This window comes from Scytonema sp. UIC 10036 (assembly GCF_009725235.1).
Genome location: NZ_WJFC01000002.1, coordinates 110,776 through 135,694 on the forward strand (window position 1 = coordinate 110,776; position 24,919 = coordinate 135,694).

16 protein-coding genes and 3 pseudogenes are annotated in these 24,919 nt (G+C 43.4%); 8 read left to right on the forward strand and 11 right to left on the reverse strand.

Going from position 1 to position 24,919, the window contains the following annotated elements:
- The first annotated feature begins 2 nt into the window (after nucleotides 1-2).
- Nucleotides 3-1,244, forward strand: coding sequence for a cytochrome P450 (locus tag F7734_RS01875; RefSeq protein ID WP_155743117.1), 1,242 nt, complete (start codon nucleotides 3-5; stop codon nucleotides 1,242-1,244).
- A gap of 46 nt (nucleotides 1,245-1,290) precedes the next feature.
- Here F7734_RS01875 and F7734_RS01880 read toward each other — a convergent pair whose 3' ends face one another.
- From F7734_RS01880 to F7734_RS01890, 3 genes and pseudogenes are all read right to left on the reverse strand, one after another.
- The gene (locus F7734_RS01880; protein WP_155743118.1) at nucleotides 1,291-2,310 is read right to left on the reverse strand and encodes a tRNA-dihydrouridine synthase; all 1,020 of its coding nucleotides are present in this window, start codon (nucleotides 2,308-2,310) and stop codon (nucleotides 1,291-1,293) included.
- Nucleotides 2,311-2,424: 114 nt separating this feature from the next.
- Complete coding sequence (locus F7734_RS01885) at nucleotides 2,425-3,375, reverse strand: class I SAM-dependent methyltransferase (protein ID WP_155743119.1); 951 nt, start codon at nucleotides 3,373-3,375, stop codon at nucleotides 2,425-2,427.
- A 278-nt stretch (nucleotides 3,376-3,653) separates the two neighbouring features.
- Nucleotides 3,654-3,824 (reverse strand): annotated as a pseudogene (locus tag F7734_RS01890) (LuxR C-terminal-related transcriptional regulator); the annotation flags it as partial.
- Between the two features lie 13 nt (nucleotides 3,825-3,837).
- On the opposite strand from F7734_RS01890, the gene F7734_RS01895 reads away from it, so the two are divergent.
- From F7734_RS01895 to F7734_RS01925, 7 genes and pseudogenes are all read left to right on the forward strand, one after another.
- The gene (locus F7734_RS01895; RefSeq protein ID WP_243146626.1) at nucleotides 3,838-4,857 is read left to right on the forward strand and encodes a GMC oxidoreductase; all 1,020 of its coding nucleotides are present in this window, start codon (nucleotides 3,838-3,840) and stop codon (nucleotides 4,855-4,857) included.
- A 281-nt stretch (nucleotides 4,858-5,138) separates the two neighbouring features.
- Complete coding sequence (psbA, locus tag F7734_RS01900) at nucleotides 5,139-6,221, forward strand: photosystem II q(b) protein (RefSeq protein ID WP_155743121.1); 1,083 nt, start codon at nucleotides 5,139-5,141, stop codon at nucleotides 6,219-6,221.
- A 1,275-nt stretch (nucleotides 6,222-7,496) separates the two neighbouring features.
- Nucleotides 7,497-8,066 (forward strand): annotated as a pseudogene (locus tag F7734_RS01905) (reverse transcriptase N-terminal domain-containing protein); the annotation flags it as partial.
- A 508-nt stretch (nucleotides 8,067-8,574) separates the two neighbouring features.
- The gene (locus tag F7734_RS01910; RefSeq protein ID WP_166481678.1) at nucleotides 8,575-10,359 is read left to right on the forward strand and encodes a reverse transcriptase/maturase family protein; all 1,785 of its coding nucleotides are present in this window, start codon (nucleotides 8,575-8,577) and stop codon (nucleotides 10,357-10,359) included.
- A 109-nt stretch (nucleotides 10,360-10,468) separates the two neighbouring features.
- Nucleotides 10,469-11,452: pseudogene (locus F7734_RS01915) on the forward strand (reverse transcriptase domain-containing protein); the annotation flags it as partial.
- Nucleotides 11,453-11,835: 383 nt separating this feature from the next.
- Nucleotides 11,836-12,006 (forward strand): hypothetical protein, encoded by a 171-nt coding sequence (locus F7734_RS01920; RefSeq protein WP_155743123.1) that lies wholly within the window; start codon nucleotides 11,836-11,838, stop codon nucleotides 12,004-12,006.
- Nucleotides 12,007-12,035: 29 nt separating this feature from the next.
- A complete protein-coding gene (locus F7734_RS01925; RefSeq protein ID WP_155743124.1) occupies nucleotides 12,036-12,659 on the forward strand; it encodes a Uma2 family endonuclease in 624 nt (207 codons plus the stop codon).
- A 400-nt stretch (nucleotides 12,660-13,059) separates the two neighbouring features.
- Here the strand turns inward: F7734_RS01925 and F7734_RS01930 are convergent, their stop codons facing one another.
- The 8 genes from F7734_RS01930 to F7734_RS01965 form a co-directional block, all read right to left on the reverse strand.
- A complete protein-coding gene (locus F7734_RS01930; protein WP_155743125.1) occupies nucleotides 13,060-16,782 on the reverse strand; it encodes a CHAT domain-containing protein in 3,723 nt (1,240 codons plus the stop codon).
- Nucleotides 16,783-17,006: 224 nt separating this feature from the next.
- Nucleotides 17,007-17,948, reverse strand: coding sequence for a DUF1822 family protein (locus tag F7734_RS01935; RefSeq protein WP_155743126.1), 942 nt, complete (start codon nucleotides 17,946-17,948; stop codon nucleotides 17,007-17,009).
- Nucleotides 17,949-17,968: 20 nt separating this feature from the next.
- On the reverse strand, nucleotides 17,969-18,610 hold the full coding sequence (locus tag F7734_RS01940; protein WP_155743127.1) for a sigma factor: 642 nt from the start codon (nucleotides 18,608-18,610) through the stop codon (nucleotides 17,969-17,971).
- Between the two features lie 142 nt (nucleotides 18,611-18,752).
- Nucleotides 18,753-19,088 carry a hypothetical protein gene (locus tag F7734_RS01945; protein WP_155743128.1) on the reverse strand — a complete coding sequence of 112 codons (336 nt, stop codon included), beginning with the start codon at nucleotides 19,086-19,088 and terminating at the stop codon, nucleotides 18,753-18,755.
- 50 nt (nucleotides 19,089-19,138) lie between these two features.
- The gene (locus F7734_RS01950) at nucleotides 19,139-20,158 is read right to left on the reverse strand and encodes a beta/gamma crystallin-related protein (RefSeq protein WP_155743129.1); all 1,020 of its coding nucleotides are present in this window, start codon (nucleotides 20,156-20,158) and stop codon (nucleotides 19,139-19,141) included.
- A gap of 182 nt (nucleotides 20,159-20,340) precedes the next feature.
- A complete protein-coding gene (locus F7734_RS01955) occupies nucleotides 20,341-22,389 on the reverse strand; it encodes a caspase family protein (protein ID WP_155743130.1) in 2,049 nt (682 codons plus the stop codon).
- A 99-nt stretch (nucleotides 22,390-22,488) separates the two neighbouring features.
- Nucleotides 22,489-23,166 carry a CAP domain-containing protein gene (locus F7734_RS01960; protein WP_207713984.1) on the reverse strand — a complete coding sequence of 226 codons (678 nt, stop codon included), beginning with the start codon at nucleotides 23,164-23,166 and terminating at the stop codon, nucleotides 22,489-22,491.
- An 818-nt stretch (nucleotides 23,167-23,984) separates the two neighbouring features.
- Complete coding sequence (locus tag F7734_RS01965; protein WP_155743131.1) at nucleotides 23,985-24,863, reverse strand: thaumatin family protein; 879 nt, start codon at nucleotides 24,861-24,863, stop codon at nucleotides 23,985-23,987.
- Between the last annotated feature and the right edge of the window lie 56 nt (nucleotides 24,864-24,919).

The window sequence follows — 24,919 nt, forward strand, 5'->3', positions numbered from 1 at the left end:
GCATGAAGCAACTGTCGGACTACAACTTCTTTGACCCCGAACTACTTGTGTGCCCTTATGAATTCTATAAGCTGGCACGGGAGGAAGCACCAATTATGGAGTTACCCAGTCCCAGGACTGACGCCAAGCTCTTTCTCGTGACCCGCTATGATTTGGTGATAGAAATTTTGAAGGATACAAAAGTATTCTCAAGCAATTTCTCTACTTTACTGGCTGGCAAAGAAGAAAGTGATGATGAGTTGCAAAAAATCTATGCTCAAGGTTGGCCTCAGATAAACACCCTGCTAACGGCAGATCCTCCAGAACACGAGCGATTCCGAGCGCTAGTGAATAAAGCATTCACGTCCTCGCGGATCAATAAAATGCATGACTTAATTCAGCAGATTGTTGATGAACTCATTGACAGTTTTATCGGGCAGAATCAGTGTGAATTTGTCAGTGAGTTTGCTGTACCCCTACCTATCAAAGTTATTGCTCAGCAGTTAGGTGTGCCGCAAACAGACCTGCCGCAGTTCAAGCAATGGTCTGATGCTTTTATTGCACGCCTGGGTCACAGACTCTCTAGAGAACAGGAGATCGAGTGTGCTAAAGATGTTGTAGCTTTCCAGCATTATTTTCATGATGTCATAGAGTCACGCAAAAAACAGCCTCAAGACGATCTGATCTCCGATTTGGTACAGGCAAAGGTGCTAGGAGAGCGATCGCTCAACACTGCAGAGCTGCTGAGTATAATTCAGCAAATACTAGTAGCAGGCAATGAGACCGTCACCAGTGCGCTTGCGGGTGGAATGTTGTTGCTGGCAAAAAATCAAGAGCAGATGAAATTGTTACAAACAGACCTTTCCCAATTAGAGAACTTTGTTGAAGAAGTTCTGCGGATGGAAAGTCCGACAGCAGGAATGTGGCGCGTGGTGACGCAAGATACAAAACTAGGAGATGTCGATCTCGAAGCAGGGTCTTTAGTCATGGTTCGCTTCGATGCGGCTAACCGCGATCCCATAAAATTTCAAGAGGGCGAGCGTTTCGATGTGCGCCGTCATAATGCCAGCAACCACCTATCTTTTGGTTATGGCACTCATTTTTGTTTGGGCGCGATGCTGGCTCGTAAGGAAATGCAGATTGCTTATGAGCGTTTGCTGCTACGGCTGAAGAACATCCGTTTGGCACAAGATTACCAGTACTCACCGAACATACTTATGCGGTCACTGAAGCACTTGTATATTGAGTTCGACAAGATAGCATGAAGAATTCCTTCAAACATCGACGTACAGTTGTGGGGGGTTTCAAGAGTTACAGGATTGAGTAAGGTACTGGGCTAAAGTTTTCGTGTCGATCGGCAAGGAGAACCCTATCACACAGGTTAAACAGTTCTGCTTCGGTAGAAGTCCGTCGCATCTGTCGCAGGAAATGACCTTCAGTGTCAACACTTGGAGCAATGTAGTTGAGGAACATTTTGAGGTAGCCCAAGCGCGATCGCATAGGTATAGTTGCCACTGTGGGGGTTTGCCACAAGCGATCGATATAGTTGCGTACCTCTGCTAAAGGAACGGGCGAGATAGGCTCAGATTGCAAAGCCTGCCGAATTTGATGAAAAATCCACGGATTTCCGATAGCCCAACGTCCTACCATCACACCCGCCGCACCTGTTTGAGAAAGAACTTCAAGGGCAGTTGTCGCAGAATGGATATTGCCATTAGCAAGCACCGGACAACGGACTCGTTTGACTGCTTCAGCAATCAGATCGTATCTCACTGCTCCGTGGTACATATCTTTCACCGTGCGACCGTGCAAACTCAGCAAATCAATACTGTGGCGATCGATTAGATAGAGAATTTTCTCAAAGGTATCCGTATTTTCAAACCCCACGCGCATCTTGACGGTCAAAGGTCGATCGTTGACAGCCGAGCGTAGTTCTCCCAAAATCCGATCCACTTTTTGGGGAGAGAGCAGCAATCCGCCCCCAACATTTTTGCGATAAATTCTAGGTGCCGGACAACCCATGTTCAAGTCAATGCCAGCAATATTATAGTTGCAGAGTTCCCGCGCTGTTCTGACTAAATCTGGTATGCTTTCGCCAAGCATTTGAGCAAAAACGGGACGACCCGTGTCGTGTTCAGTAATTGCTGAGAGAATATTAGGATTGAGGCGTGAGGTCTCATTCACGCGGAAATACTCAGTGAAGAAGTAGTCAGGGCTACCGTAGTGGGCAATGACTTTCATAAACCAGAGGTTTGTCACATCCTGCATGGGCGCAAGAGCGGTCAGGGGTAAGTCTGGATGGAGCGATCGGGGGAGCAGTACCTGAGACATAGAGATTCGAGCGCTGGACAAAGCACCACTGTATCAAAAAATGGAGTAAAAATTCAAAATACCTAACCTGTCCACCTCAGTACCTCATCATCTGCCCTAACTACTTCTGCTTTCTCAATCTGGCTTTCTACTGACAATAGTACGATGACGGGGATCGCTAGCCACGGTAATGGGTTGAGTAAAACCTACAGCTAGCAATGTTGTTTCAATATCAAAAGTGTAGTAGTCATCGCTCCAGGGTTCGGTGCTTTTCATCAACGTAAATAGAACTGGTGGCAGGTTTTGGATCACCTCGGATTTCGGGTTATTATCTACTAATGCGATCGCCCCACCAGGTCGCAGCAGTCGCAGAGCTTCTGCGAAAATTGCTTTGCTAGCATAGCCTGGAAGTTCATGGGTAACAAACTGGAGTGTCACCAAATCAAAGGAGTTATCTGGCAGTCCTGTATCTTCGGCTTGGGCGTGAATCCACTCCGCTATCTCACCATTGGCATCCAGATGGCGAGCAACGGCAAGCATATACGGTGACAAATCAAGACCCACTGTACGTACAGGATGCTCCTGCTTTTGTTGATAGTAACGGTGTAGTGCTAGGGTAGAAATACCTACAGAGCAACCGATGTCCAGGATATCCCGTACTTCAGAAGGCCCATAGGTTGCAAGAACTTGATGAAAGCTACCTCGTAAGCGTCCATGGGCAACCGAGCAAGTCAAATTTTCTTTCGGCCAAACCCGCAACGCCATTGAGTAGGTAGCTGACTCTGTTTCAAAAGCCGCGTCCCAGCAAAGGTTGCCCTCTGTATAGGCATGGAAAGGAACTTTGTAGTAGTCAGGATAAACAACATCGGGGTTAGTCACCTTTGCCAGTTGTTGTTTGACGGACGATGATTTGAGTGCTTCGTAGTTTTTGCGCCAGGGAATGCCGTTTTTCTCTGCAGTTTTGATGAGTACAAGCCTTGCTTGATGTTTCATCAATTTATAGATGGGTTTAGTCTGGATCAGGAGATTGACGAACTTGGAGAGCATATTTTCTCCGGCCCAGTCTGGTTTTAGTTTGTTGTTCATCGGGTTGCAAAAATAGAGGCAAGAGCACTAAGTAGATAGGTGGAAACTAAGATAACTATCAGGGCGATCGGTTGCCCGTTGTCATTAAAGAAAACTGGCTAAACTAAGATCTAACGGGACTCGCTAGTTATTATATTGGTTTGTATCTCTATTTTTATAGAACTTATATATTTTTTAAATTTTAGGTGTCCCATAACCTACACAGAAATTGCTGACAACATCCTCAAAGTCTGGAATTGGCAAACTAGAGAACAACTGCGTACCCTAGTAGCACGGTACTATTCCAAATCCTGGTTAAGACTAGATTGCTGCTTAGAATGAATATTTTTCATGTGCTTCTTCACCGTATTCACAGAAATATACAACCGTTCAGCAATCTCTTTGTAGCTACAGCGGGAGCGATAAAGAAACCAAATTTCAGCTTCTCGCGGAGTCAAGCCGTACATCTTCGCACAATATGGCTTGCCTCATAATTCCAACTACAATACCAGCGAAAGTCAATATGGATACGCTCTATTTCAATTTAACATAACGAAAGCATCCAATCTGATTCGAGAAACCACATACAGCACTTTCCAGCCAGAACGATATCAGAATGTAACCGTCCACGATCGCGCTTTTGTAAAGAGAATCTTATTCGAGGGGACTAAAGCAATTGGTGTTGAATATGTCAAAGATCGTCAACAACAGCTTGCTTATATACAAAATGAAATTATTCTAAGTGCAGGTGCGATCGCCAGTCCAAAAATCTTGATGCTCTCAGGTATCGGTGACGAAAACGAATTAGCAAAATTTGATATTTCTGTAGTTGCAAACGTTCCAGAAGTAGGTCGTAATTTATACGACGACCTTTTTGTCAGTGCCCGGTTTTTTATTCCCCAAAACAAAGATGTGCCATTCTATTCCTATGGTCTAGCCCCAACCGTCATCTTCGGTTCAACAGAAAATAGTAGTTCAGCGATCGATATAGAATCCTCAGTAGGCGTTGGAACACTGAAAGGTTTCCCAGGTCCAGAACGTTCTTTTTGGTTGTGGCCAAACATCATGCACCTCAAGAGTAGGGGAACTGTTACCCTGCGCTCAAGCGCTCCTGATGACGCTCCTGCGATCGATCCGGGCTACCTGACAGCACCAGGAGATCTCCAAATGTGTAAAACGGCGCTTCAGTTAGGCATCGACATTGGCAATCAACTCGGTTTGAGCCAATGGCGGTCAAAGCAAATTGCTCCAGAAACGGGCGCAGGTTTAGAGAGTTACATCAGAGAAACAGCCGATACAACACAGCACTATTGCGGGACTTGCAGGATGGGGACTGATGAAGATTCCGTAGTGGACACAGAACTCAGGGTGCGCGGTACATCAGGACTGCGTGTCATTGACTCTTCCGTGTTTCCGCTGTCAATCACCGCAAATACAGCAGCAGCAACCATGATGATTGCTGATAAGGGAACTGACATTATCATTAGATCGTTACAGCATTGAGTACTGGTAGTTTTTTTCTAGAGATGGAAAGTCAATTCTATTCCCCGCGCCTTCCTCTTTGATAAGTTCTACAGGCAATTAGAAACGATCGCTTGTAAAGCTGTTACTTATGAGTCTGTGGCTGACGCCTCAGCCAACTCATGAATCATAACTCAAGCTTATACTTCAAATCACTTCTAATAAAGAGAGGGGTATTGTAAATTTAAGTAAACGATTGTAAATTAAAGATACGGGCGCAAGAAAAGCCTGATTTCCATAAAGATAACCGCAATTATAAAACCATGACAGCAACCTTACAACGTCGCGAAAGCGCAAACGTATGGGAGCAGTTCTGTAACTGGATCACCTCCACCGAAAACCGCCTTTATGTAGGTTGGTTCGGCGTGCTGATGATTCCTACACTGCTCTCCGCAGCTATCTGCTTCATCATCGCATTCATCGCTGCTCCTCCAGTAGACATTGATGGTATCCGCGAACCTGTTGCAGGCTCCTTACTCTACGGCAACAACATCATCTCTGGTGCAGTTGTTCCTTCTTCTAACGCGATCGGTCTTCACTTCTACCCCATCTGGGAAGCGGCTTCCTTAGATGAGTGGTTGTACAACGGTGGTCCTTACCAGTTGGTGATTTTTCACTTCCTGATTGGCGTCTTCTGCTACTTGGGTCGTGAGTGGGAATTGTCCTACCGCTTGGGAATGCGTCCTTGGATCTGTGTAGCATTCAGCGCACCTGTAGCAGCTGCTACCGCAGTCTTCTTGATCTACCCCATCGGACAAGGTTCTTTCTCCGACGGTATGCCCTTGGGAATCTCTGGAACCTTCAACTTCATGTTGGTGTTCCAAGCAGAGCACAACATCCTCATGCACCCCTTCCATCAACTGGGTGTAGCAGGTGTATTCGGTGGCAGCTTGTTCAGTGCAATGCACGGTTCTCTGGTCACCTCCTCCTTGGTACGTGAAACAACCGAAACCGAATCTCAGAACTACGGCTACAAGTTCGGACAAGAAGAAGAGACCTACAACATCGTCGCTGCGCACGGCTACTTTGGTCGCTTAATCTTCCAATACGCCAGCTTCAACAACTCCCGTTCCTTGCACTTCTTCTTGGCAGCATGGCCAGTGGTAGGCATCTGGTTCACCGCACTGGGCATCAGCACCATGGCGTTCAACCTCAACGGATTCAACTTCAACCAATCCGTACTTGACTCACAAGGTCGTGCGATTGGCACCTGGGCAGACATCCTCAACCGCGCTAACTTGGGTATGGAAGTGATGCACGAGCGCAACGCTCACAACTTCCCCCTCGACTTAGCTTCTGCTGAAGTTGCTCCTGTCGCAATCAGCGCTCCTGCTATCAACGGTTAATCATAGCTTGACGCGGCTAAAGAGCATCAATAAGTAGGTAAAAGGCGCTCTCTTAAAAGGAGAGCGCTTTGTGCGTTTGAAGATACCGAAAGTTAACGCTCTTATTAGAAATAAATGCGATGAATACACATCAGTTGAGATAATATTTGTATATAACAATCAAATATTTATTTTTCATTTCATCACATATATGGTTTTCATGCATTGGTTAGTCTTGATGACTCTTTCTACAGGATTAATTGCAATAGTGTTTCAGTTGATTTTATCTCTCAAGCAACTGGTTCAAAGACAGTAGCCTATAGACCGCTAGGATGGTCAGTGTGCGATTTGATACAAAAATTAGCGTTGAGTGTACTCCCTTGTGTGTATGTATGGTTTCTACTGAGTGCCAAGGTCAAGGACACCCACTCATCAAAAAACCCGCTCGTGGCGGGTACAAACCAAAGAGTATAGTGCGATTCGTTGGTAGCTGAATCCCGGTAACCAGTCCGCAAATAAGTTACCCAAGGTGAAATCCTAGAGTAACCTTGAACTCTTGGTCGGATGTGGGTGAAAGCCCCACTCATCAGACTCAGATGTAACTCCTCACCTGCCCACAGTGACCGTACTCGGAATTACGGAGGCTGAAGCTGGGAACAGAGCGCAATCAGACGGCCGTTATGGGCTGACACTGGCGCTAATAGGGAGTTCCTATGGTGAAACAGAGCCTGAAGTGCGATTCGTTGGTAGCCGAATCCCGGTATCCAGTCCGGACATAAGCTACCTAGGATGAACCCAAAATTAATCCTGAACTCTTGGTCGGATGTGGGTGCAAGCCCCACTCATCAGACTCAGATGTAACTCCTTATCTGCCCACAGTGACCGTCACTCGGTTTGCGGAGGCTGAAGCTGGGAACAGGGCGCAATCAGACGGCTGTTATGGGTTGACACTGGCGCTAACAGGGAGTTCCTACGGTGAAATCGAGCCTGCAAAAGCGACCTATCTGTAAGCGGGGCATAACGCTCAAACCCCGACTTGACTGGAGTATTCCCGCCTCACTTTTTTAGGCGTAGAGGCAAGAGTCGAAAAGGGCAAAGCCCAGGGAATCCAGTGGTTGAATTGGCTACACCTAACGGAACGAACAATCTGACTAAGGGAACGAATAAAAACGGATTGAAGGTCAAGGGCGAGGTCGAACCCCTTGTAGGCAGGACGAGATGCGGAACCCCTTCGATTCGGGTAGGACACAGCGTAATTGCTGTGAGGTGTTCAGAGTAAATGAATTGGAGTAGAGTATGATTAGACGCAGTAGCAATATTAGCGAATCCTGGAAAACGTTACCGTGGAAGAAATTCCGCCAAAACCTATTCCGCCTGCAAAGAAGAATTTACAAAGCTGTTTGTGTTGGTGACAAAAGGAAAGCTCGGTCACTTCAAAAGCTGATTCTGAAATCCACCTCGGCACGAATGCTTGCTGTACGTCAAGTATCGCAGTTGAACGCTGGGAAAAAGACCCCAGGAATCGATGGCATAGCAAAGCTCACCTTTTCGCAACGGTTCGACCTAGCAGAGGAACTACTACGCCACGGCAGAAATTGGCAACACCAAGGACTGCGCGAAATCCCCATCCCTAAAAAAGATGGCAAGATGCGAATTCTTAAGGTTCCTACTATGGCGGATAGGGCGTGGCAATGCCTCGTCAAATACGCACTAGAACCAGCGCACGAAGCAACGTTCCACGCAAGGAGCTACGGGTTCAGACCGGGACGATCTACGCATGACGCGCAGAAATTCCTGTTCTTAAATTTAAGCTCCAAAGCAAACGGAATAACCAAGCGAGTTATCGAATTGGATATAGAAAAGTGCGTGCGCCGCGACGATTAACGCGGTATTCCCAACCAAGTTGGGAGAGACTAAGAAGAATGTCTCTAAGTCAACCAACTTACCTGGAGTCGAAAGACAAAAGGGACAACAGCATGTTGGTAAAGCCGGAAATGGAGAGAAGGCGTTAAAACCATTGTTCGGCAAGACTTGTGTGACAAGGTGAAGATTAAACTATCTGAAGCCCAATTCTGACGGTATACTCGATTACCTATTCCTACAACGCCTAAAAGGAATAATCGTTTGTGTGTAGTTTTAAGCATTTGAACCACACAACTTCTTTAAACGAAGTCAGCCACCGATGAGATGGCTTAACGAATGAGTGGGACACCTAAATCACACTGATACGTACCGAGTTGATGAAGCGCGGGATGGTCTATGGGACGCGAGTCCTATGACTACAGAGTTCCCATAGTAGTCCGAGGGCGGGAAAGCCGTCCACATGGCAAAGGGGAACAGGTATTTCTTACATTGTTACCGAGAGGTACGCGAGATGCGAAACGCCGAAACGGTGTTAAATGTAATCCGAGACAGGGGGTACCGGGGTTTACCACTGGATGATGTCTACAGACAGTTGTTCAATCCCGACTTGTACCTTTTAGCGTATAGCCGCATTTATAAAAATGCTGGAGCAATGACGCCTGGGATAACTCAGGAAACTGCTGACGGAATGTCCATGAAAAAGATTGAAACTCTTATCGAAGAGATTCGATATGAACGCTTTCGATGGACACCAGTGAGGCGAATTAATATTCCCAAGAAAAATGGGAAAACTCGACCACTAGGTATTCCTACTTGGAAAGACAAATTGGTTCAAGAAGTAGTACGTTTAATATTAGAAGCGTATTATGAACCCCAATTTTCCGACAACAGTCATGGTTTCAGACCAAAACGCGGATGCCATACGGCGCTAACAGTAATAGACCGCACTTGGCAAGGAACCAAGTGGTTTATTGAAGGAGATATCAAAGGCTGTTTTGACAACATAGACCATAAAATCTTAATGTCAATTCTGTGCGAGAAAATCCAAGATAACCGCTTCCTGAGATTGATTGAAAACTTACTCAAGGCAGGTTATTGTGAGCAATGGAGATATCACTCCACCCTCAGCGGAACACCGCAAGGCGCGATAGTATCACCCATACTCGCCAATATCTATCTTGATAAATTCGATAAATTTATCGAACGGACACTTATCCCAGAGTATACAAGAGGTAAAGCAAGGGCAGAAAATCCGGAATACTCAAAACTCGTAAAACTTGCCTGGTATTACAGGAAGAAGGGACAAATTGAAAAAGCGCGTCAACTGGAAATTCAATACCAGCAAATGCCTTCCAAAGATGTTCGTGACCCTAAATACAGAAGGCTAAATTATGTGCGGTACGCTGATGATTTTCTACTTGGATTCATTGGTTCATTTCAAGAGGCAAAAGAAATCAAGGAAAAATTGAAGACATTTCTAGCGGAAAATCTTCAGCTAGAATTATCTAAAGAAAAGACCTTAATTACTCATGCTAGAAACGAAGCAGCGAACTTCTTAGGTTACGAAATTCTAGTTCAATATTCCGACACTAAGCATACCAATGGTAAGCGCTCAATTAATGGAATTACTGGACTAAGAATTCCCACAAGCTTTGTAGAAGAAAAATGTTCTCTCTATATGAGAAATGGGAAACCCATTCACCGCCCTGAATTAATAAATGATGATGATTTCACTATCATCAACATTTACCAATCAGAATATAGAGGGTACGTACAATTCTACAGCCTTGCTCAAAACATCGCGTGGCTCCAAAAACTCCAATGGGTTATGTGGAGTTCGTTGATGAAAACTCTTGCTTGTAAACACAAAACTAGCGTGGCTAAAATTTGCGCGAAGTATCACAAGACGGTAAAACTGCCACACGGTCTAAGAAAGTGTGTCGAAATCACCGTCCCAAGAGAAGGCAAGAAACCCTTAGTGGCTCGTTTCGGTGGTATACCACTAAAACGCAACCTAAAAACAATCATAGAAGACCTGCCACGAGCGCGAAAGCCCGCGTTCAGAAATGAACTGATTAAACGGCTTCAAGCTGATGAATGCGAGATTTGTGGGGCAAGAGGTGATATTGAAGTTCACCATATTCGCGCCCTCAAAGACCTCAAAACCAAAGGTAGAAAAGAAAAACCGCAATGGATGCAAATCATGTCCGCACGTAGGAGAAAAACTTTGATGGTCTGCCCTCAATGCCATGATGCTATACACGCAGGTAACCCCGCAGGTAAACAAGTCTCATGATAATGGAATACTGGAGAGCCGTGTACCTGGAAACTCGTAAGCACGGTTCGGCGGGGGCTAGTTGGAAAAGGAGCCAATAATTGGAAACCTCGCTAGCTAGCTACCCACTTTCGATAGGATAAGCCACTCAGCGATTATGGACAGACTCATTGCTACTCGTAGCGTTAAGCAAGGAATCTTCCGATGCTTAAAAGCCGGAGTCAACCCAGAATTTCCTGAACAAGGAACCCCGCAAGGGGGAGTGGTGAGTCCTCTACTTGCGAACATTGCGCTCAATGGCATAGAGGATATTCACCAAACCAAAGGCAAAATAGACGGTAAGCGCTGCATGGTGTCCCAATGCGTCAGATATGCTGATGACATGGTGATTATACTTAAACCAAAGGATGACGCGCAATTAATTCTTGATAAAATCAGCAAATTTCTTGCCGACAGAGGAATGAAGGTCAGTGAAAAGAAAACCAAGCTAACCGCTACGACAGATGGCTTTGACTTTCTCGGTTGGCACTTCAAAGTGCAATCCAACGGAAAGTTTAGATGTGTCCCATCAACGGATAACTTCAAAAAGTTCCGTCAGAAAGTTAAAGCTGTCGTCAACAACTCAAATTATGGTGCTAAGGCAAAAGCTGAAAAGCTAGCGCCCATAGTCAGAGGTTGGAGGAACTACCACCGCTACTGTAAGATGGACGGTTCACGATTCTCGCTATACCACATTGAAACAAGAGCGCTCAAGGTATTCAATAAGGAAGCCAAACAAACGCGGCATTCTAGCAAGAAATTACTGGATAAAGCGTTCCCCAAAGTCCCTTACTCCGAAAACAAACACGTCAACGTCAAAGGAAATAAATCCCCCTTCGACGGCGACACTACCTACTGGAGCCAGCGTAATAGCAAACTCTACGACGGTGAAACCTCTGCTGCCCTAAAACGGCAAGACCATACCTGTGCAGCCTGTGGGTTGAAGTTCCTAACAGACGAACGAGTTCATCTCCATCATATCGATAGGAACCATGCCAACTGGAAGAAAACAAATCTGATAGCAGTTCATGAAAGCTGTCATGATTACCTGCACATGAGCAAAAGCGCGAGCTAAGAACGTCGGGAGCCGAATGTAGCGAAAGTTACACGTTCGGAGCTAACAGAGAGGTGCGGCGGATAATACCGCCCATCGACTCTACCAAACATGTGGCCAACCTTATAAACAGAGCAGCCAAAATCGCTAAAACATAGATATAGCAGGTGTTTTCCGACCCGGAATGCAGGTTTTTACACAGAGATCGGCTCAAAGTCAGTATTGACACAATTTAATTTTTGGGCTTACGCGAGACGTTAAGGTTTGTTCGCTTTGCGTCCACACTTCAGATTATCCACAAGTACCCATAAGTACAGCTATCAGTGTGACACTATTGCAACTGTCACATTTTCAGAGCGAGTAAAATTGTGGTTGTGGGTAAATGTGGGTAAAGTACAACTACCATGCCAAGCGCAAAACCAAGAATAACAATATATATAGATGATGAGGATTTGACCTTTCTCCGTGACTGGGCAGAAAGGGAAGATCGTAGCGTCAATAACCTTGTGCTCCGGTTAATCAAAACGGCTATAGGCTTTGAGCGAGCCGCCTCATCAACAGCAAACAACAAATAGGCGAGGATAAAAAATGGAGGACAAATGAAATGACCCAAGCCTTAACCAAACAAGTAACTTTTGATGAATTTATCGCTTGGTATCCAGAGAACCCGCAACGACGCTATGAACTACACGATGGAGTAATTGTTGAAATGCCCCCACCAGTAGGAGATCATGAACAAGTCGTTGGATTTTTAGTTTGCAAGCTCGTTTTAGAATATAGTCGATTAGATCTTCCTTATTTCATCCCTAAAACAGCATTCGTTAAGCCGACCAAGAGCGAATCAGCTTACTCGCCGGATGTGCTGCTATTAAACAGCCCTAACTTAGTCAATGAACCTCTGTGGAAAAAGGAGTCAACTGTATCTTCTGCTTTATCAGTTCCTTTAGTCATTGAGGTAGTCAGCACAAATTGGCGTGACGATTATCACAAAAAGCTTGCTGATTATGAAGAAATGGGTATTCCTGAGTACTGGATTGCAGATTACGCCGCGTTGGGTGGGCGCAAGTTTATCGGCAATCCCAAACAGCCAACTTTCTCTGTGTACCACCTGGTCGAAGACGAGTATCAGGTCAGCCAGTTCAGAGGAAGCGAACGTATTGTCTCACCTCTATTCCCAGACCTGAATTTGACTGCTGACCAAATTTTTCGGGTAGCGAGCCGCAATTGATAAGCAAAAATACAAAGGAGGTTTTTCAAACGATCGGATCTGTAAACGGGTGCCTGCCGAGATAACGGCAAAACGGGACACCTTGTAAAGTTTAATTGCAACACTTGTTTTGTTGATTTACGCGCCTTGCCCATAAATGATCGGGGGACAATCAACGTTGTACACGGTAATATCAACTCTTCACGCTATCCTATGCCTTAAACTTGTCCATTAATGGTCGATTTTGGGAATGTTGTCATTGATCGAATCCCTTACAGTTCGGCAATGAAGCAACGGGAAATCAAGGGTTTCAAAAATTTTCTTGACAAAACTTCACAACCTGTCCCTTTTTGCACGTATCTCGGCGGAGACCCAACCTACGTGTTTTCGCATTTTTAGGCAAAACCCGACAAGTATTGCATCAGCGCCTATTTATTTTCTGACCAATTCTACGACAAAGATGCCGATCGCTCTTACTGAGATTAGGGTTATTCTCTAAATAATCACGCGCCCAATCGCAGGCGTGGGCGAGTAGCCCGTCTGACTCTAAGCCTAAATTCCACAAAATCAATCTTCCGGCGTTGTCACCAGAGGCTAAGGTATGACCATCAGGGCTGAAATTGAGGCTCCACACGGAATCATCATGCCCAATGTATGTTTTTAATTCTTTGCCGTCAAGATTCCAGAGTTTTACGGTATGGTCTAAACTGGCGGTTGCAATTGTTTTGCCATCGGGGCTAAATTGAACTCGGAACACTCCAGCGTTATGCCCGGTGAGGGTTTTGAGGAGTTTACCTTCTGTTGTCCACAGTTTGACGGTTTTATCTTCGCTGGCGGTTGCAATTATTTTGCCGTCGGGACTGAAACTGATACTATGGACTCCATCAAGATGTCCTGTGAAAATTCTGATTAATTGACCTTTTGTTGTCCACAGTTTGGCAGTTGTGTCCCAACTGGCAGTGGCAAGAGTTTTGCCGTCGGGGCTGAAACTGACACTGTTGACTGTATCGTCATGTGCCTTTATAATACGCAATAATTTGCCATTAAGGTTCCAGAGTTTGACGGTTTTATCTTTACTTGTGGTGGCAAAAGTCTGACCGTTGGGGCTAAAATTTACACTCCAAATCCAATCTTCATGTCCTTTGAAAGTGGTAATTTTCTCTCCTTTACGACTCCAAAGAGTGACAGTGCCATCAGAAGTTGTGGTCACCATTGTCTGTGCGGTTGGATGGAGGGCGATGCTCCCAGAGGGAACCGCCTCTAAGGCGATCGCAGTAACCGCACTATTATACCCCTTAAGGACAGCGAGTAATTCACCGGATCGCGCCCAAAACTTGACAGTTCCGTCCCCACTGGCGGTAGCAACTTCTTGACTGTCAGGGCTAAAACTCACGCTGTAAATCGCTTTGTTGTGGGCTGGAAGAACCATGAGTTCTTTACCAAGTATCTTCCAAAGTTTAATGGTTTTGTCCTTACTAGCAGTTGCGATCGCATGACCATCCGGGCTGAAACTGACGCGCCAGATCCAATTGTTATGTCCGGTTAAGGTTTGGAGTTTCTCGCCGTCAATGCTCCAGAGGATAGCGGTTTTGTCAGCACTCGCTGTCGCAATTGTTTTGCCATCTGGGCTAAAACTGATACTCGTGACTGAATCTTTGTGGCCGTTCAAGCTTTTTATTTCCTTACCCTCAAGACTCCAAAGTTTGACAGTGCGATCGCTACTTGCGGTTGCAATCGTCTGACCATCGGGGCTAAAGTTAACGCTCCAAACCCAATCTTTATGTCCCTTTAGGGTTTGAAGTTCTTTTCCATCAAGATTCCAAAGTTTAGCAGTCCCATCAGCGCTGGCAGTAGCAATTGTTTTGCCATTTGGGCTAAACTTCACACAATACACTGCTCCCTTATGCGCCTTAAAAGTTGCAATCTGTTTCCTTTGAGGAGTCCAAAGTTGAATATTTCCGACAATATCGGCAGTTGCAATAATTTTACCATCCGGGCTGAAACTGACACTGTAAATTGCGTCTTTATTTTCCACAAGAGTCGTCATGAATTGACCCAAAGAGTTCCACAGTTTGACAGTTCCATCCCAACTTACTGTGGCAATCCGGCGGGTATCTGCTGTTCCTTCTCCTGGATGCACGAGTTGCACAAAAATCCGTTGCGCCCTTTCCTTTTCTTCAAAGTTTAGCTGCTTGTATGCTTCTTCTGCATAACAAGCCAATGCTGCTTCTACTCCCCCTATTTCGTTGTACGCAGTGTGTGTCAGTTTTGCATCAAGTTGTTTTGCCCAAAGCTGGGTGAGGGCAAACTCTAATAAAGGTAAATTCCCCGGTTCTGTATTGACTGTGGAAAGAATACGTTCTACAAGTCCTTCCTCAATTGTCACTCCCAGTAACGCCGCAGGTTTTTCTACCGCATCTTGCAGTTCGGTGTCCGTCATTGGACCTAATTTTAGGTCGGCGTACTGCAAGGCATCGCTTAAGGGACGGTAAGATAGGGCTTGTCCGAGAAAATCAGCTCTTAGGGTGATAACAAGAGTAAAATTGTGGCAGCGAGCGATCGCTTCTAACAATCTATCTAAAAAAGTTTTGCGTTCTTGTGGGTCTCTGCAAAGAGTGTAAAGTTCTTCAAACTGGTCAGCAACGAGCAACAGGCGTTTGTCAGGATTTTCTCTAATGATATCATCCACCACATTCCGCAAAGCATCTTCAAATAACTGTAAGTGAGTGACAAGGTTTTGAATCGAGTCCAGACGGTTAATGCGATCTCTATTGGGTTCTGTCTGAGAAACAATTGCAGAGGCTATAGAAAACAAGGGTCTTGAACTTGGTCGAAAATCAATAATATCCCACTGACCAGCATCTCGCAAGCGTTTTACCAACCCTGCAAAAACAACACTCGATTTCCCGCTACCGCTAGGACCGATGACAGCAACCAAGGACTGATGTTGTACTGCTTCTACTAAGATGTCAGTAAAACTTTCCCGCCCAAAAAAGAATTGGGCATCTTTTTCTCGGAAGGCGAACAAACCGCAATAGGGACAGATGTTTGTGAAGCGACGCCCTAAATTGTCCCAAGTTGGCTGTGCTGTCGCAGGATTTTGGAAAAGGACTGGTAACCAAGACGCACAGGCATATTTATCTTCAAGACCGTGTAGTTTTAATCTTGCTTCTTTCTCTGCTTGGTATAAAGGTTTACTATCAAAAGCAAAAGCTGTGAGAAAATATTTTAAAAAGGTCTGTGCGACTTTATCTGGTACTGGTTCCCGCATAACAATAGTTTGGGGAATGTGGAGTGCTTCTAACTCATAAGCTAATCCCAAACCATCGCAAGAATTGAAAATTGCTAGTTGCAAACCCTGACTAACAGCATTTCTTAATGCATACTTCAGTTCTTCTATTGTTAAACTATCTGTTTGATTGATATAGATTCGACCGCTGTCGTTCTCGGTTTGACTGTGACCTGCAAAAAATAGGATATTCCAGTTTTGGTTCCACAACTGTTCGTTAATGTCTTGGCGTTGAGGTTCTATCAAAAAAGTCGGCTCGGCATCTAATAATTCTTTTAAGAAGAGTTGGTCTTTTTGAATATCAATACCAACACTGTTTCCCAATATTGCTAAAATTTTAACTTTGTCTCTATACGTTGGTGCTTTGACTCTTGCCGTTTGTTGATATTCTGATGTACTCAAAGCTATCTCAGCTTTAGGGTAATCTTCAATTAAATCCCATAAATGCCAAGGTATTTGATGCAATTGGGAGCAAGATGTACGAATTAGTACCTGTGCTTCATCATTGGGGGATAAATATTTTATCCAAGTCTCCCGCACGGTTCGAAAGGGGTCGGCTAGCAACCAATTATTTAAAGATTTTTTTAGTTTGTGAGCGGCATCATTGCACTTTTCTACTTCATTTGTTATTGAATTAACGTAGGTAACTTTGACTGCTTTGACTGCACGGTTAGAGTTACCTAAACTGCGATAGGTTGACTGCCATTTATGAACCGCTAGAGCTAATTTTGGTGCTTTTGGTAAATGACCTATGATTTCTCGAAAGGGTCGTTCATCTTCTTGACCAATTTCTAACGTTACTTGTACGCCATTTTCTAAATCCCCATCTAGCTTTAAAACGACTAATTTTTTCATGGGCTGCGAGCTACTTTAAGCCTGTCAATTATTGATGAATTCACGGTCGGCGATCGCCCTGGGCGAATTTGGAGAATGGAATTTGCTACTACACAAACGAAGTCCGCCTGCGCGGACTTAAAAAGAATCCAGATTCTGCAATCCACGTAGATAGTTTTTGCTTGTATAGCGGCGACATAAGAGTTGCAAAGGTAAGTATGGATTGAGATGTTACAAACATTCTCTTAAATAACAAAGTTTTCTATGACACTGACATCTCCCATGGTTATTTTCACGCTGAAATTATCTCCTGGAGAAGCACTCAGCTGTAATTGAATTTTTTTATTATCATTTTTAGCCTTAGCTTCCATAATGGCAGTTTCTTCTTCATCTAAAATTATGACATGAAGTAAGGGGGGTAAGTATTCTTGACCATTGTTTGGATGTAACTCTACAGTAATTTTTATTTCATTTTTGTTGTCTTGCTCCTGACTGACCTTAACAACTATTCCTACTGATGTACTGTTGGCTTGTATCCCAAAATCAATCAGTTTAGCCCTTTCTACAATGGTGCTAAATCCTTCTTTAGGACTTCTAAATTGTAAAGCTGGTTCATTCTGGAAAATGGATTCAATGGGTTGCCAAGCTGCTTCAAAAGCGTTTTCCAACCATCTTTGTAAATTCACAAAATTTTGATTGGATGATTTAGCTTTTTGTACTTGTGTACATTCTTCTAGATACTCTAGCAAGTTTTCTAGAGGTTCTAAGCGAGCGATAGGTAAATTATTCATTGATGCTTCTTTAATAAACCCTAATAACTTGGCTTCTTGTAATGTTTTGCTTATTTGCACGGCTACATAGCCAATTCGGTGTGATGTAACTTCTGGCGGTATGTAGACAGTTTGGGAATTTTCTAATACGGGACGGCATTCTAATTTTCCCAAATCCTTAATGCATAAATCGGCTACATCCATAAGAGTTTGTTGTACTGGATTCCAACTGTCACTAGCTTCTAGTTCTGTTTCAAATCCCATACATTCTAAATAAAAATTTACAAAAGATACAGATAAGATATTCAGCAATACCTGCTTACCTTTTTCGGGTGTAGCTTGCTGTTTTGACCATTGTTCTGCCAGTCTCCGGGAGACTGGAGATATCAGACCAGTAAATGTTGAAAGAGTTGTCATACTACTTGTTTTTTTTGATTTTACAATACATAGCGATCGCACAATTCTTTGAATTCATGGCGAAACTTATCTAAACTCCTTTGATAAAAGTTGCTTAACGTTGGAATGGGAACGCTAAACTCTTCTGAAATGTCTTTCCAAGATAGACCCGACCATTTTTTGATGGCTATTTCTTGAAAGTTAACCTTTGGATAGCTTTTGATACAGGTTTGTCGAAACACTCCTTGTGGATCTTTTTCTATATATCCTCTGATTTTTAAAAAATCAGATGTACAGTCCTCTTCGTTGTTTTGTGGTGCCAAATCTTCTAGGTTTTCTAGAAAAGAAGCTTCTACCTTGATTTCGTTGGTTTTCCCAACGACTTTGGCAACGGCTTCTTTAAAGAAACGCTTGCTGAGTAACATATTCGCCCAGGTTGTAAATTCGGCACGTTCGGGATCGTATTTGTCTATATTTTTACAGATGTATAAGAATAAGTCTTGTACTGCCTCCTCATAAATATGTTGATACACTTGAGAAAATCTCCCTTTGTATGGGGAGCAAAGTTTACGCGATTTATAAAGACCTTCGATTAGCTTTGATAACGCGACTCGTCTAGCTGTTGAATTTAGGGGGTGTTTTTGGGCTTCTAGGGCAAGTTGTTTAAATTCGGGCTCCTTCATGTAAAAAGCACTCCTATAAAAATTTTTCGCAAGACAAGCACGGCTTTTATCCAAATCAGCTGGTAAAAGTTACAAAACTTTACAATTAGGCGTTTGAGGGTTTTAAGGAGGGATTCCGGACAAGGAACTGGAATAGGGGGTTTTAAGAAGCCACATCTTTACCAGACGTGCTTCTTAAGTACATAGGTGTTGTAACAGCGCTCTTATGCAGATCTGTCATAACACTGCTGTTATCGATCTTATTGGGAGCAAGTCTAGCGGTCTTTGCCCTAACTATGGCTACTTTGATAACAGGTTTCTTGACAGCAGCTTGTGAACAAAATACCCACAATAACACGGTTGACAATGGCGATAATGCCAGCTTTGCATTAAGCTCAAGGACGACAAGCCCCGCTAAGGGATTGAAAATTGGCTCTTTGTTACCATTCAGGTAAATAGACCACAGTCGTAAGGGCGCAATGCCTTGCGCCCCTACCAACGTGATTTATTTAGCTGAAAGCTACTTTACATAACGGACTTCAACCCAACTCATGCAACTTGTATCTCAAGGGAGGAGGCGAAATCGTTAAAGTCATCGCCAACATAGGGGGTGTCAGATGCAAACACTTTAGATCTGCCTTGAAATCCAGCGTGTTCGTAGAGGATAACTCGAAGCCCTGATGGTACTTTTAACGAGCTTAAGTGGTCATTTCCAATAGCAATTTGACCGACATCATATCTTCCTGGTTCTAATTCTTGGCTTCTTCCTTGAAAGTCACTGTCTGAGTAAATCACGACTCTATTTGACCCTACCGTTCCCCCAGGGTACGCTTGACGCATGAAATTTTTATCCGTGACTGAGAGTTGAGTATTCCAAGGGACTTCAAAACCTCCAATTGTTAACTCCTTGGGAATTGCATAATGCATAATTGACTCTCTGTCGTACTGTGAAAATTGTGTGATATCAGTACCGAAGCGTCGGAAAATATTGTTGTCTACTTGTTCTGTATCCCAATTGTTGGTCTCTTTATAGTAACGGTAAACAGCATCCCGATTCCAAGGAATTCCAGCCTGTGGGTGCTGGTGTTCGTGGATGCAACCGAGAGCATGACCAAATTCATGAAGCACAACTCGCAAATATTCTTGGTCGGATGAATCTGGTTTTAACCATCCATAATTCATTGTGGGCTGGTTTTTTGCAATTGTTAATGCATCGGTACCAAGAAATGACCAAGAGCCTCCTGGTTGCAATGAAATGCGAATTTCAGCATTAGGGTCATTTCCAAAAACTAACTTAATGTTGGCGTATTGAGTCCACTGTTGGGCTATGGCTGCAATTTTCGTCTGAACGACAGGGTCACCATCTAAAAAACGAACACGTAAAGTGCGACCGGATTGCCATTTTTTCCCAGTAATGACTGCTATTCTGTCTGATGAATTATCGATCGCTTCTGCGTTGAGTGGGTTCTCTTCAAACGCTATTTTTTGCGCTTCTTCAGACATGTCTGGTGGGATTTCTACACAGATTTTGATGTCTTCAAAAGTATTTTCGCTCATAAGTTCTTTCATTTGTTTTACCTCTTGATTGTTTGGTTGGTCAGTAATTTATCCAAATCTAAAGCGATATTTAATTCCAGAGAATTGCCGTCTTGTCAGTACTGGCTGAGGTAATAGTTTTACCCCACCCTAACCCTCCCCGATGCATTGGGGAGGGAACTTGATTTTTCATTTCCCCCCTTTATAAGGGGGAATTAAGGGGGGTACACAATCGTAACTGCAATGCTCTTTGTCATCCAATCATCCAGCTTTCTGCTTGAGTGACCTGGTTCGCGGGTATTAACCCGATCCAATAAAAGATTGAACGTAGTGTCAGGTAATTCCAGCGAACGAGTCTGCGGTGGTGGATTTAGCCCATCTTGTTCTAGCAACCCTGCATCAAATTCTGCGCTACTGACAATCAGCTTAAATATCTCTTTATACTCAGTGACCCCTCGTTCTAAGAAATCATCTGGTATGTAAAACTCGTTTTCACCTTCGAGACTTGCGTAGGCTGGGATACTTATGCTACTTCTTTCTTCAAAGAAGGGTAAATAAATACCGTAACTTTCTGAAAGTTCTAGTACGTTGCAGTAGAGCGTTCTTGAACTGTTGTTAGTCAATTTAACTTGTACGATTGGCGGTTTCCATTCACCGTCTTCATAGGTGTATTGCACCCGTTTTTCTACTCCGTTAGGAGAAGCAGAAACATCTTGTCCGGAAAGGATTTGAATGGACATCTCCACTAAATCTGGCTTAATGAAACTTGTGGCTGGGCTTTCCAGTGTCAGAACATTATTCCACCGAGCAATATGTTCTAACCTCCCAATCGCTTTTAATGCACGATCGCTCGTATAACCTACCCCATCTGGTTGTTCTGGAATGGGAGCAACTAGAGGATGGTCATCTTTTGTAATCCAATATTGACCGTTGTCAGCTGATAGAGTGCAATATGCATCCTCAGGAGAGTCTACTAGATCGACGTACAACGAAGGGTTTCGATTGGGACCTGCTTCTTTATGGACAAGGCTCGCCAGTTTTACCGCTTCTTCTCCCATATCACCCTGAAGATAAACTTTTAATGGAGCGAGTGGTAAGCTTGTAACAACTGCCCAATAGGTTTGCTTTTGAGACAAGCCACTGTCACGGGTAATCTCCACTATACTCATCTGTGGTAGCACATTCGTCACTTTAGCTTCGGCGATCGCATTGGTTAATTGGTGTAATTCCTCAGCGTTGCTTCCCACGGGAAAAATAGCGAGTAAGGTATCTCCACCTTTGGATGAATTTGGAATACCGTGCAAAGCACCACTTTCAATCACCCAACTTTTCTGCTTGATGTTATAGCTTAAAGTAAAGTATTGAGAGCATTCGTCAATAGCACCACCTAAGAAAGGTTGGTTGAGTTCTTCAGCGTCGGTTGCTTCAATTTGCGGTGACTGCTCCTTGATTTGACCAATTGCTAAAGCATTCACATTCCTCACCAAATCTCGATAGGATATACCGCCATTGGTTTTTTTCAGGGTTTCTGTGAGGAAATAGGAAAAAGCACCTCGCCGTTGACCGTCTTCTGTGGTGTACTCCTTCGCTGTTTCATGAGAACGACAGGCGACAAGCGCAATATGTTTCCCCTGAAATCCCTGAAATTTCATCTTATCTTGGTTCTTTAAAGAAGCCAATTTCTCTAATGCGACTGAGTCATTGGCAAAAATAAAGCTATCCCAAGGGCGTTGGCGTTCATCACCAGGAGCCTGACGCACAATTTCTGAGTCTCTTGTTCCAGTACCGGAGTGACAGCAGTCCAAAATAACAACAGTATGTGGATTGTTTTTTGACACTTGAGAAATCAAATATGCCAATTCCTTATCTGCTATATCCCAACTACCTTTTGTACGGCTATCATAGCAAATTAACGTTTCATTATATTTATCTAGTTCTAAATGAGCAAAAGCTTCCGATACTTTTTGTTGAGAACCATGACCTGCATAGTAAAATAGCACGACATCATCGTTATCTGCTTTGCACAGGTGTTGTTGAAAGCCATTAATAATTGCTTGACGAGTTGCTTGTTCATTGGTAAGAATCCACGGGACATCTGTAGATTCTACAAGCGTCCATTCACTTTCAAAGGAAATTCTATCTCGCAAGTATGATTCTATTGCTCTAATGTCATTGAGACAACCTGTGAGCGATCGCACGCTTGGACTTGAGTCAGGATGATAGTTGTCAATGCCAACTAATAGTGCATAAATGTTCTTAGCCATCTGTATTATTTGCAAGGACTCAAAAAATAAAAATGTAATACATTTGGTCATTTAAGATTTACTTTATAAATGACCAAGGGAAGCATTTGCTGAATATCATTAGAAAACAGGTTGTCCCGAAAAGTTACCTACCGGATTGTAGTGACAAACCAGAATATTGTTGCCATTACCACGGGCTAAACCACCCCCAACAAAAGTTGTATTTCTCCAAACAACTTGAGTGTAATGACCCACATCTTGCCACTTCCCAGTACTGGAGACATTGGGGAAAGTACCGTTTCTAAAGTGTTGCTTTTCATTACCCCACATATCTACTAGCTGGGTGACGGAAAAAGCACCAGTAGTACCAAGAGCAAGGTTTTCTCCAGATCTGCTATGTTCAAACTTCCCAGTTTGAGCCAAATGATTTGCCCACTGTTGAGCACTTGCTGCTAAATCGTTTGACCATTGCAGTGGCTGAACTCCTACTTCGGCTCTGTACTTGTTATGAGCATTTAAAATCTCTTCAGCAAAACTCGAAGTTTCAGTAATCGGTCTAAAGGAGGAAATAGTATCATTGAAAGCATCGCCTACATAGGAGTATTCACCAGCTTGAAGTTGAAAATTTCTTCCCTGAAAGTTAGTGTGCTCAAAGAACTGCCAAGTACCGGAGTAGACTTTAATTGATGAGATTTTGTCATTCCAAAAATCTCCAACGTAGGCACTTGTTAAATCTGTAAGTACACCTGAAGCTGCTCCAGCGAAATTTGCATCTGAAAAAATTTCCATTTGAGACATAATAACACCTCGAAAAATTGGTTAATTGGTTTCTACAAAAGAAGAGATCTCGAGTTTGATATTCTTAAATAGTCCACATTTAAAGCTTTCCTTTTGAAGGAATATTTTCTTTGCTTCTCTTCTGATTCTTATCTGCTTAAGAGGTTATTCATAAAGCGAATATTAAACACTAAATGTTCTATGTAGGTTGGGTAGGGCAAAGTGACATCCAATAATTCAATTCAATGTTGGGTTTCGTTCCTCAACCCAACCTACAGGTTTCTTAATATTAAATTTACAAATTATCTCTAATGCAGACTTGTGAAAATACAAAATATAATTTGCTTTTTATTATTTTCGTATTTCCTAATAACCATAGTAGCTCTTTTCATAAAAGTGACAATTAAATATTTTTAGATATTAGTCAAGAAAATAATTAATTATTTTAAGGATGTAAATACTTTCTTGTATGTCTATTAAATAAATATTCTGACTTTTCACGGGATGAGAAAAGTCAGAATATTTAACAACAATCATGAGTTACCAGTGATGAGCGATCGCACTGCAAGGGCTCTCGAATATTCGTAGATTGGATTGAGGAACGAAATCCAACCTAGCCAAAATCAGGTTTTTAATTCTAACTGAACCGTATTAAGTTATGGGTACAATACTGCAAGGGCTGAGAATTTTTGTAGGTTGGGTTTACCGTCGAGAAACCCAACAAATGCTTGTAAATGTTGGGTTTCGTTCCTCAACCTAACCTACGTAATTTCATTGTTTAATCTTAACCAACAAGTATTGGTTATGGGTATTGTTATTCATTCCAGTTTTTGACATTGTTAACGTCCCGCCGGACACAGCGTTACATCAAAGCTTTTTTGCGTTGGACAACTATGCAATCCGTTTACGTCATCGTAAGCATAGCTATAAGCAGTAGGACAAACTTGGCGTACAGTCCGGACAAAATTTGTTCCTACAACTGGTCCCCTGCGACATCGTTCGACATCATCATATGGACAACATAGATCGATACCTGGTGCTTCAGTTTCAGGCTTTCCTAAACCAAAAGGAGCGGGATAGTTCCATTTTTTACACGGAGACAAGCATTGCACGGCTTTCCCTTGATTGAAGACTCGAAGATCCCCTAAACCCTGTGTTTCATTCTGAGGACAGCTATTCAGAGAAAGATGGCAATTCGTCGTTATACAAGAACCAGATTCCCCTCCTCTGGGTTTAATCTTAAGAGGAATGCTGTAGCCATCGACTAGGCTAATATTATACCATGCTTGTTCCGTGGAAGACAGATTGGGAAAGTTAATTTCAACTTTAGTATCGGCTGGAGGCTGACAACCGGAAGGAGGACACGGTGGGATTGCTTCTCCCGCAGCGCAGTTCATACCGTTAGAGTCACAACCAACTTTTGGCCAAAATCTTCCCGCCCAACCATTACTGGGTATGGAGTAATCGTGCGATTGACCTTTGGAGAGTTTAACAGTAGCATCCGGTAGAGGAGCTATATTGGCGTTAGGTATTGTTGCCATCCACACGGGAAAGTCACATTGATTGGTAATTGATAATCGAGTGGTATGGTTTGTAGCTGACGAATCTTGCGCCATCGCTCCTTGAGGATTAATAAACAGGAGCAAGAGTGAAAGTGATACTATCAAGAACGCGGTACAAGTTCCAGACAAGAAAGGTGAAAATTTTCTACTTTTCATAACTTAAATCAAGCATTTCGTTCAAATTTATCTCTTCACCAAAAAGAATTTCGCCT

Coding starts and splice junctions, on each gene's coding strand:
- F7734_RS01875 (WP_155743117.1), top strand. CDS start 3: ATGAAGCAACTGTCGGACTACAACTTCTTTGACCCCGAACTACTTGTG.
- F7734_RS01880 (WP_155743118.1), bottom strand. CDS start 2,310: ATGTCTCAGGTACTGCTCCCCCGATCGCTCCATCCAGACTTACCCCTG.
- F7734_RS01885 (WP_155743119.1), bottom strand. CDS start 3,375: ATGAACAACAAACTAAAACCAGACTGGGCCGGAGAAAATATGCTCTCC.
- psbA (WP_155743121.1), top strand. CDS start 5,139: ATGACAGCAACCTTACAACGTCGCGAAAGCGCAAACGTATGGGAGCAG.
- F7734_RS01910 (WP_166481678.1), top strand. CDS start 8,575: ATGCGAAACGCCGAAACGGTGTTAAATGTAATCCGAGACAGGGGGTAC.
- F7734_RS01920 (WP_155743123.1), top strand. CDS start 11,836: ATGCCAAGCGCAAAACCAAGAATAACAATATATATAGATGATGAGGAT.
- F7734_RS01925 (WP_155743124.1), top strand. CDS start 12,036: ATGACCCAAGCCTTAACCAAACAAGTAACTTTTGATGAATTTATCGCT.
- F7734_RS01930 (WP_155743125.1), bottom strand. CDS start 16,782: ATGAAAAAATTAGTCGTTTTAAAGCTAGATGGGGATTTAGAAAATGGC.
- F7734_RS01935 (WP_155743126.1), bottom strand. CDS start 17,948: ATGACAACTCTTTCAACATTTACTGGTCTGATATCTCCAGTCTCCCGG.
- F7734_RS01940 (WP_155743127.1), bottom strand. CDS start 18,610: ATGAAGGAGCCCGAATTTAAACAACTTGCCCTAGAAGCCCAAAAACAC.
- F7734_RS01950 (WP_155743129.1), bottom strand. CDS start 20,158: ATGAAAGAACTTATGAGCGAAAATACTTTTGAAGACATCAAAATCTGT.
- F7734_RS01955 (WP_155743130.1), bottom strand. CDS start 22,389: ATGGCTAAGAACATTTATGCACTATTAGTTGGCATTGACAACTATCAT.
- F7734_RS01960 (WP_207713984.1), bottom strand. CDS start 23,166: ATGTCTCAAATGGAAATTTTTTCAGATGCAAATTTCGCTGGAGCAGCT.
- F7734_RS01965 (WP_155743131.1), bottom strand. CDS start 24,863: ATGAAAAGTAGAAAATTTTCACCTTTCTTGTCTGGAACTTGTACCGCG.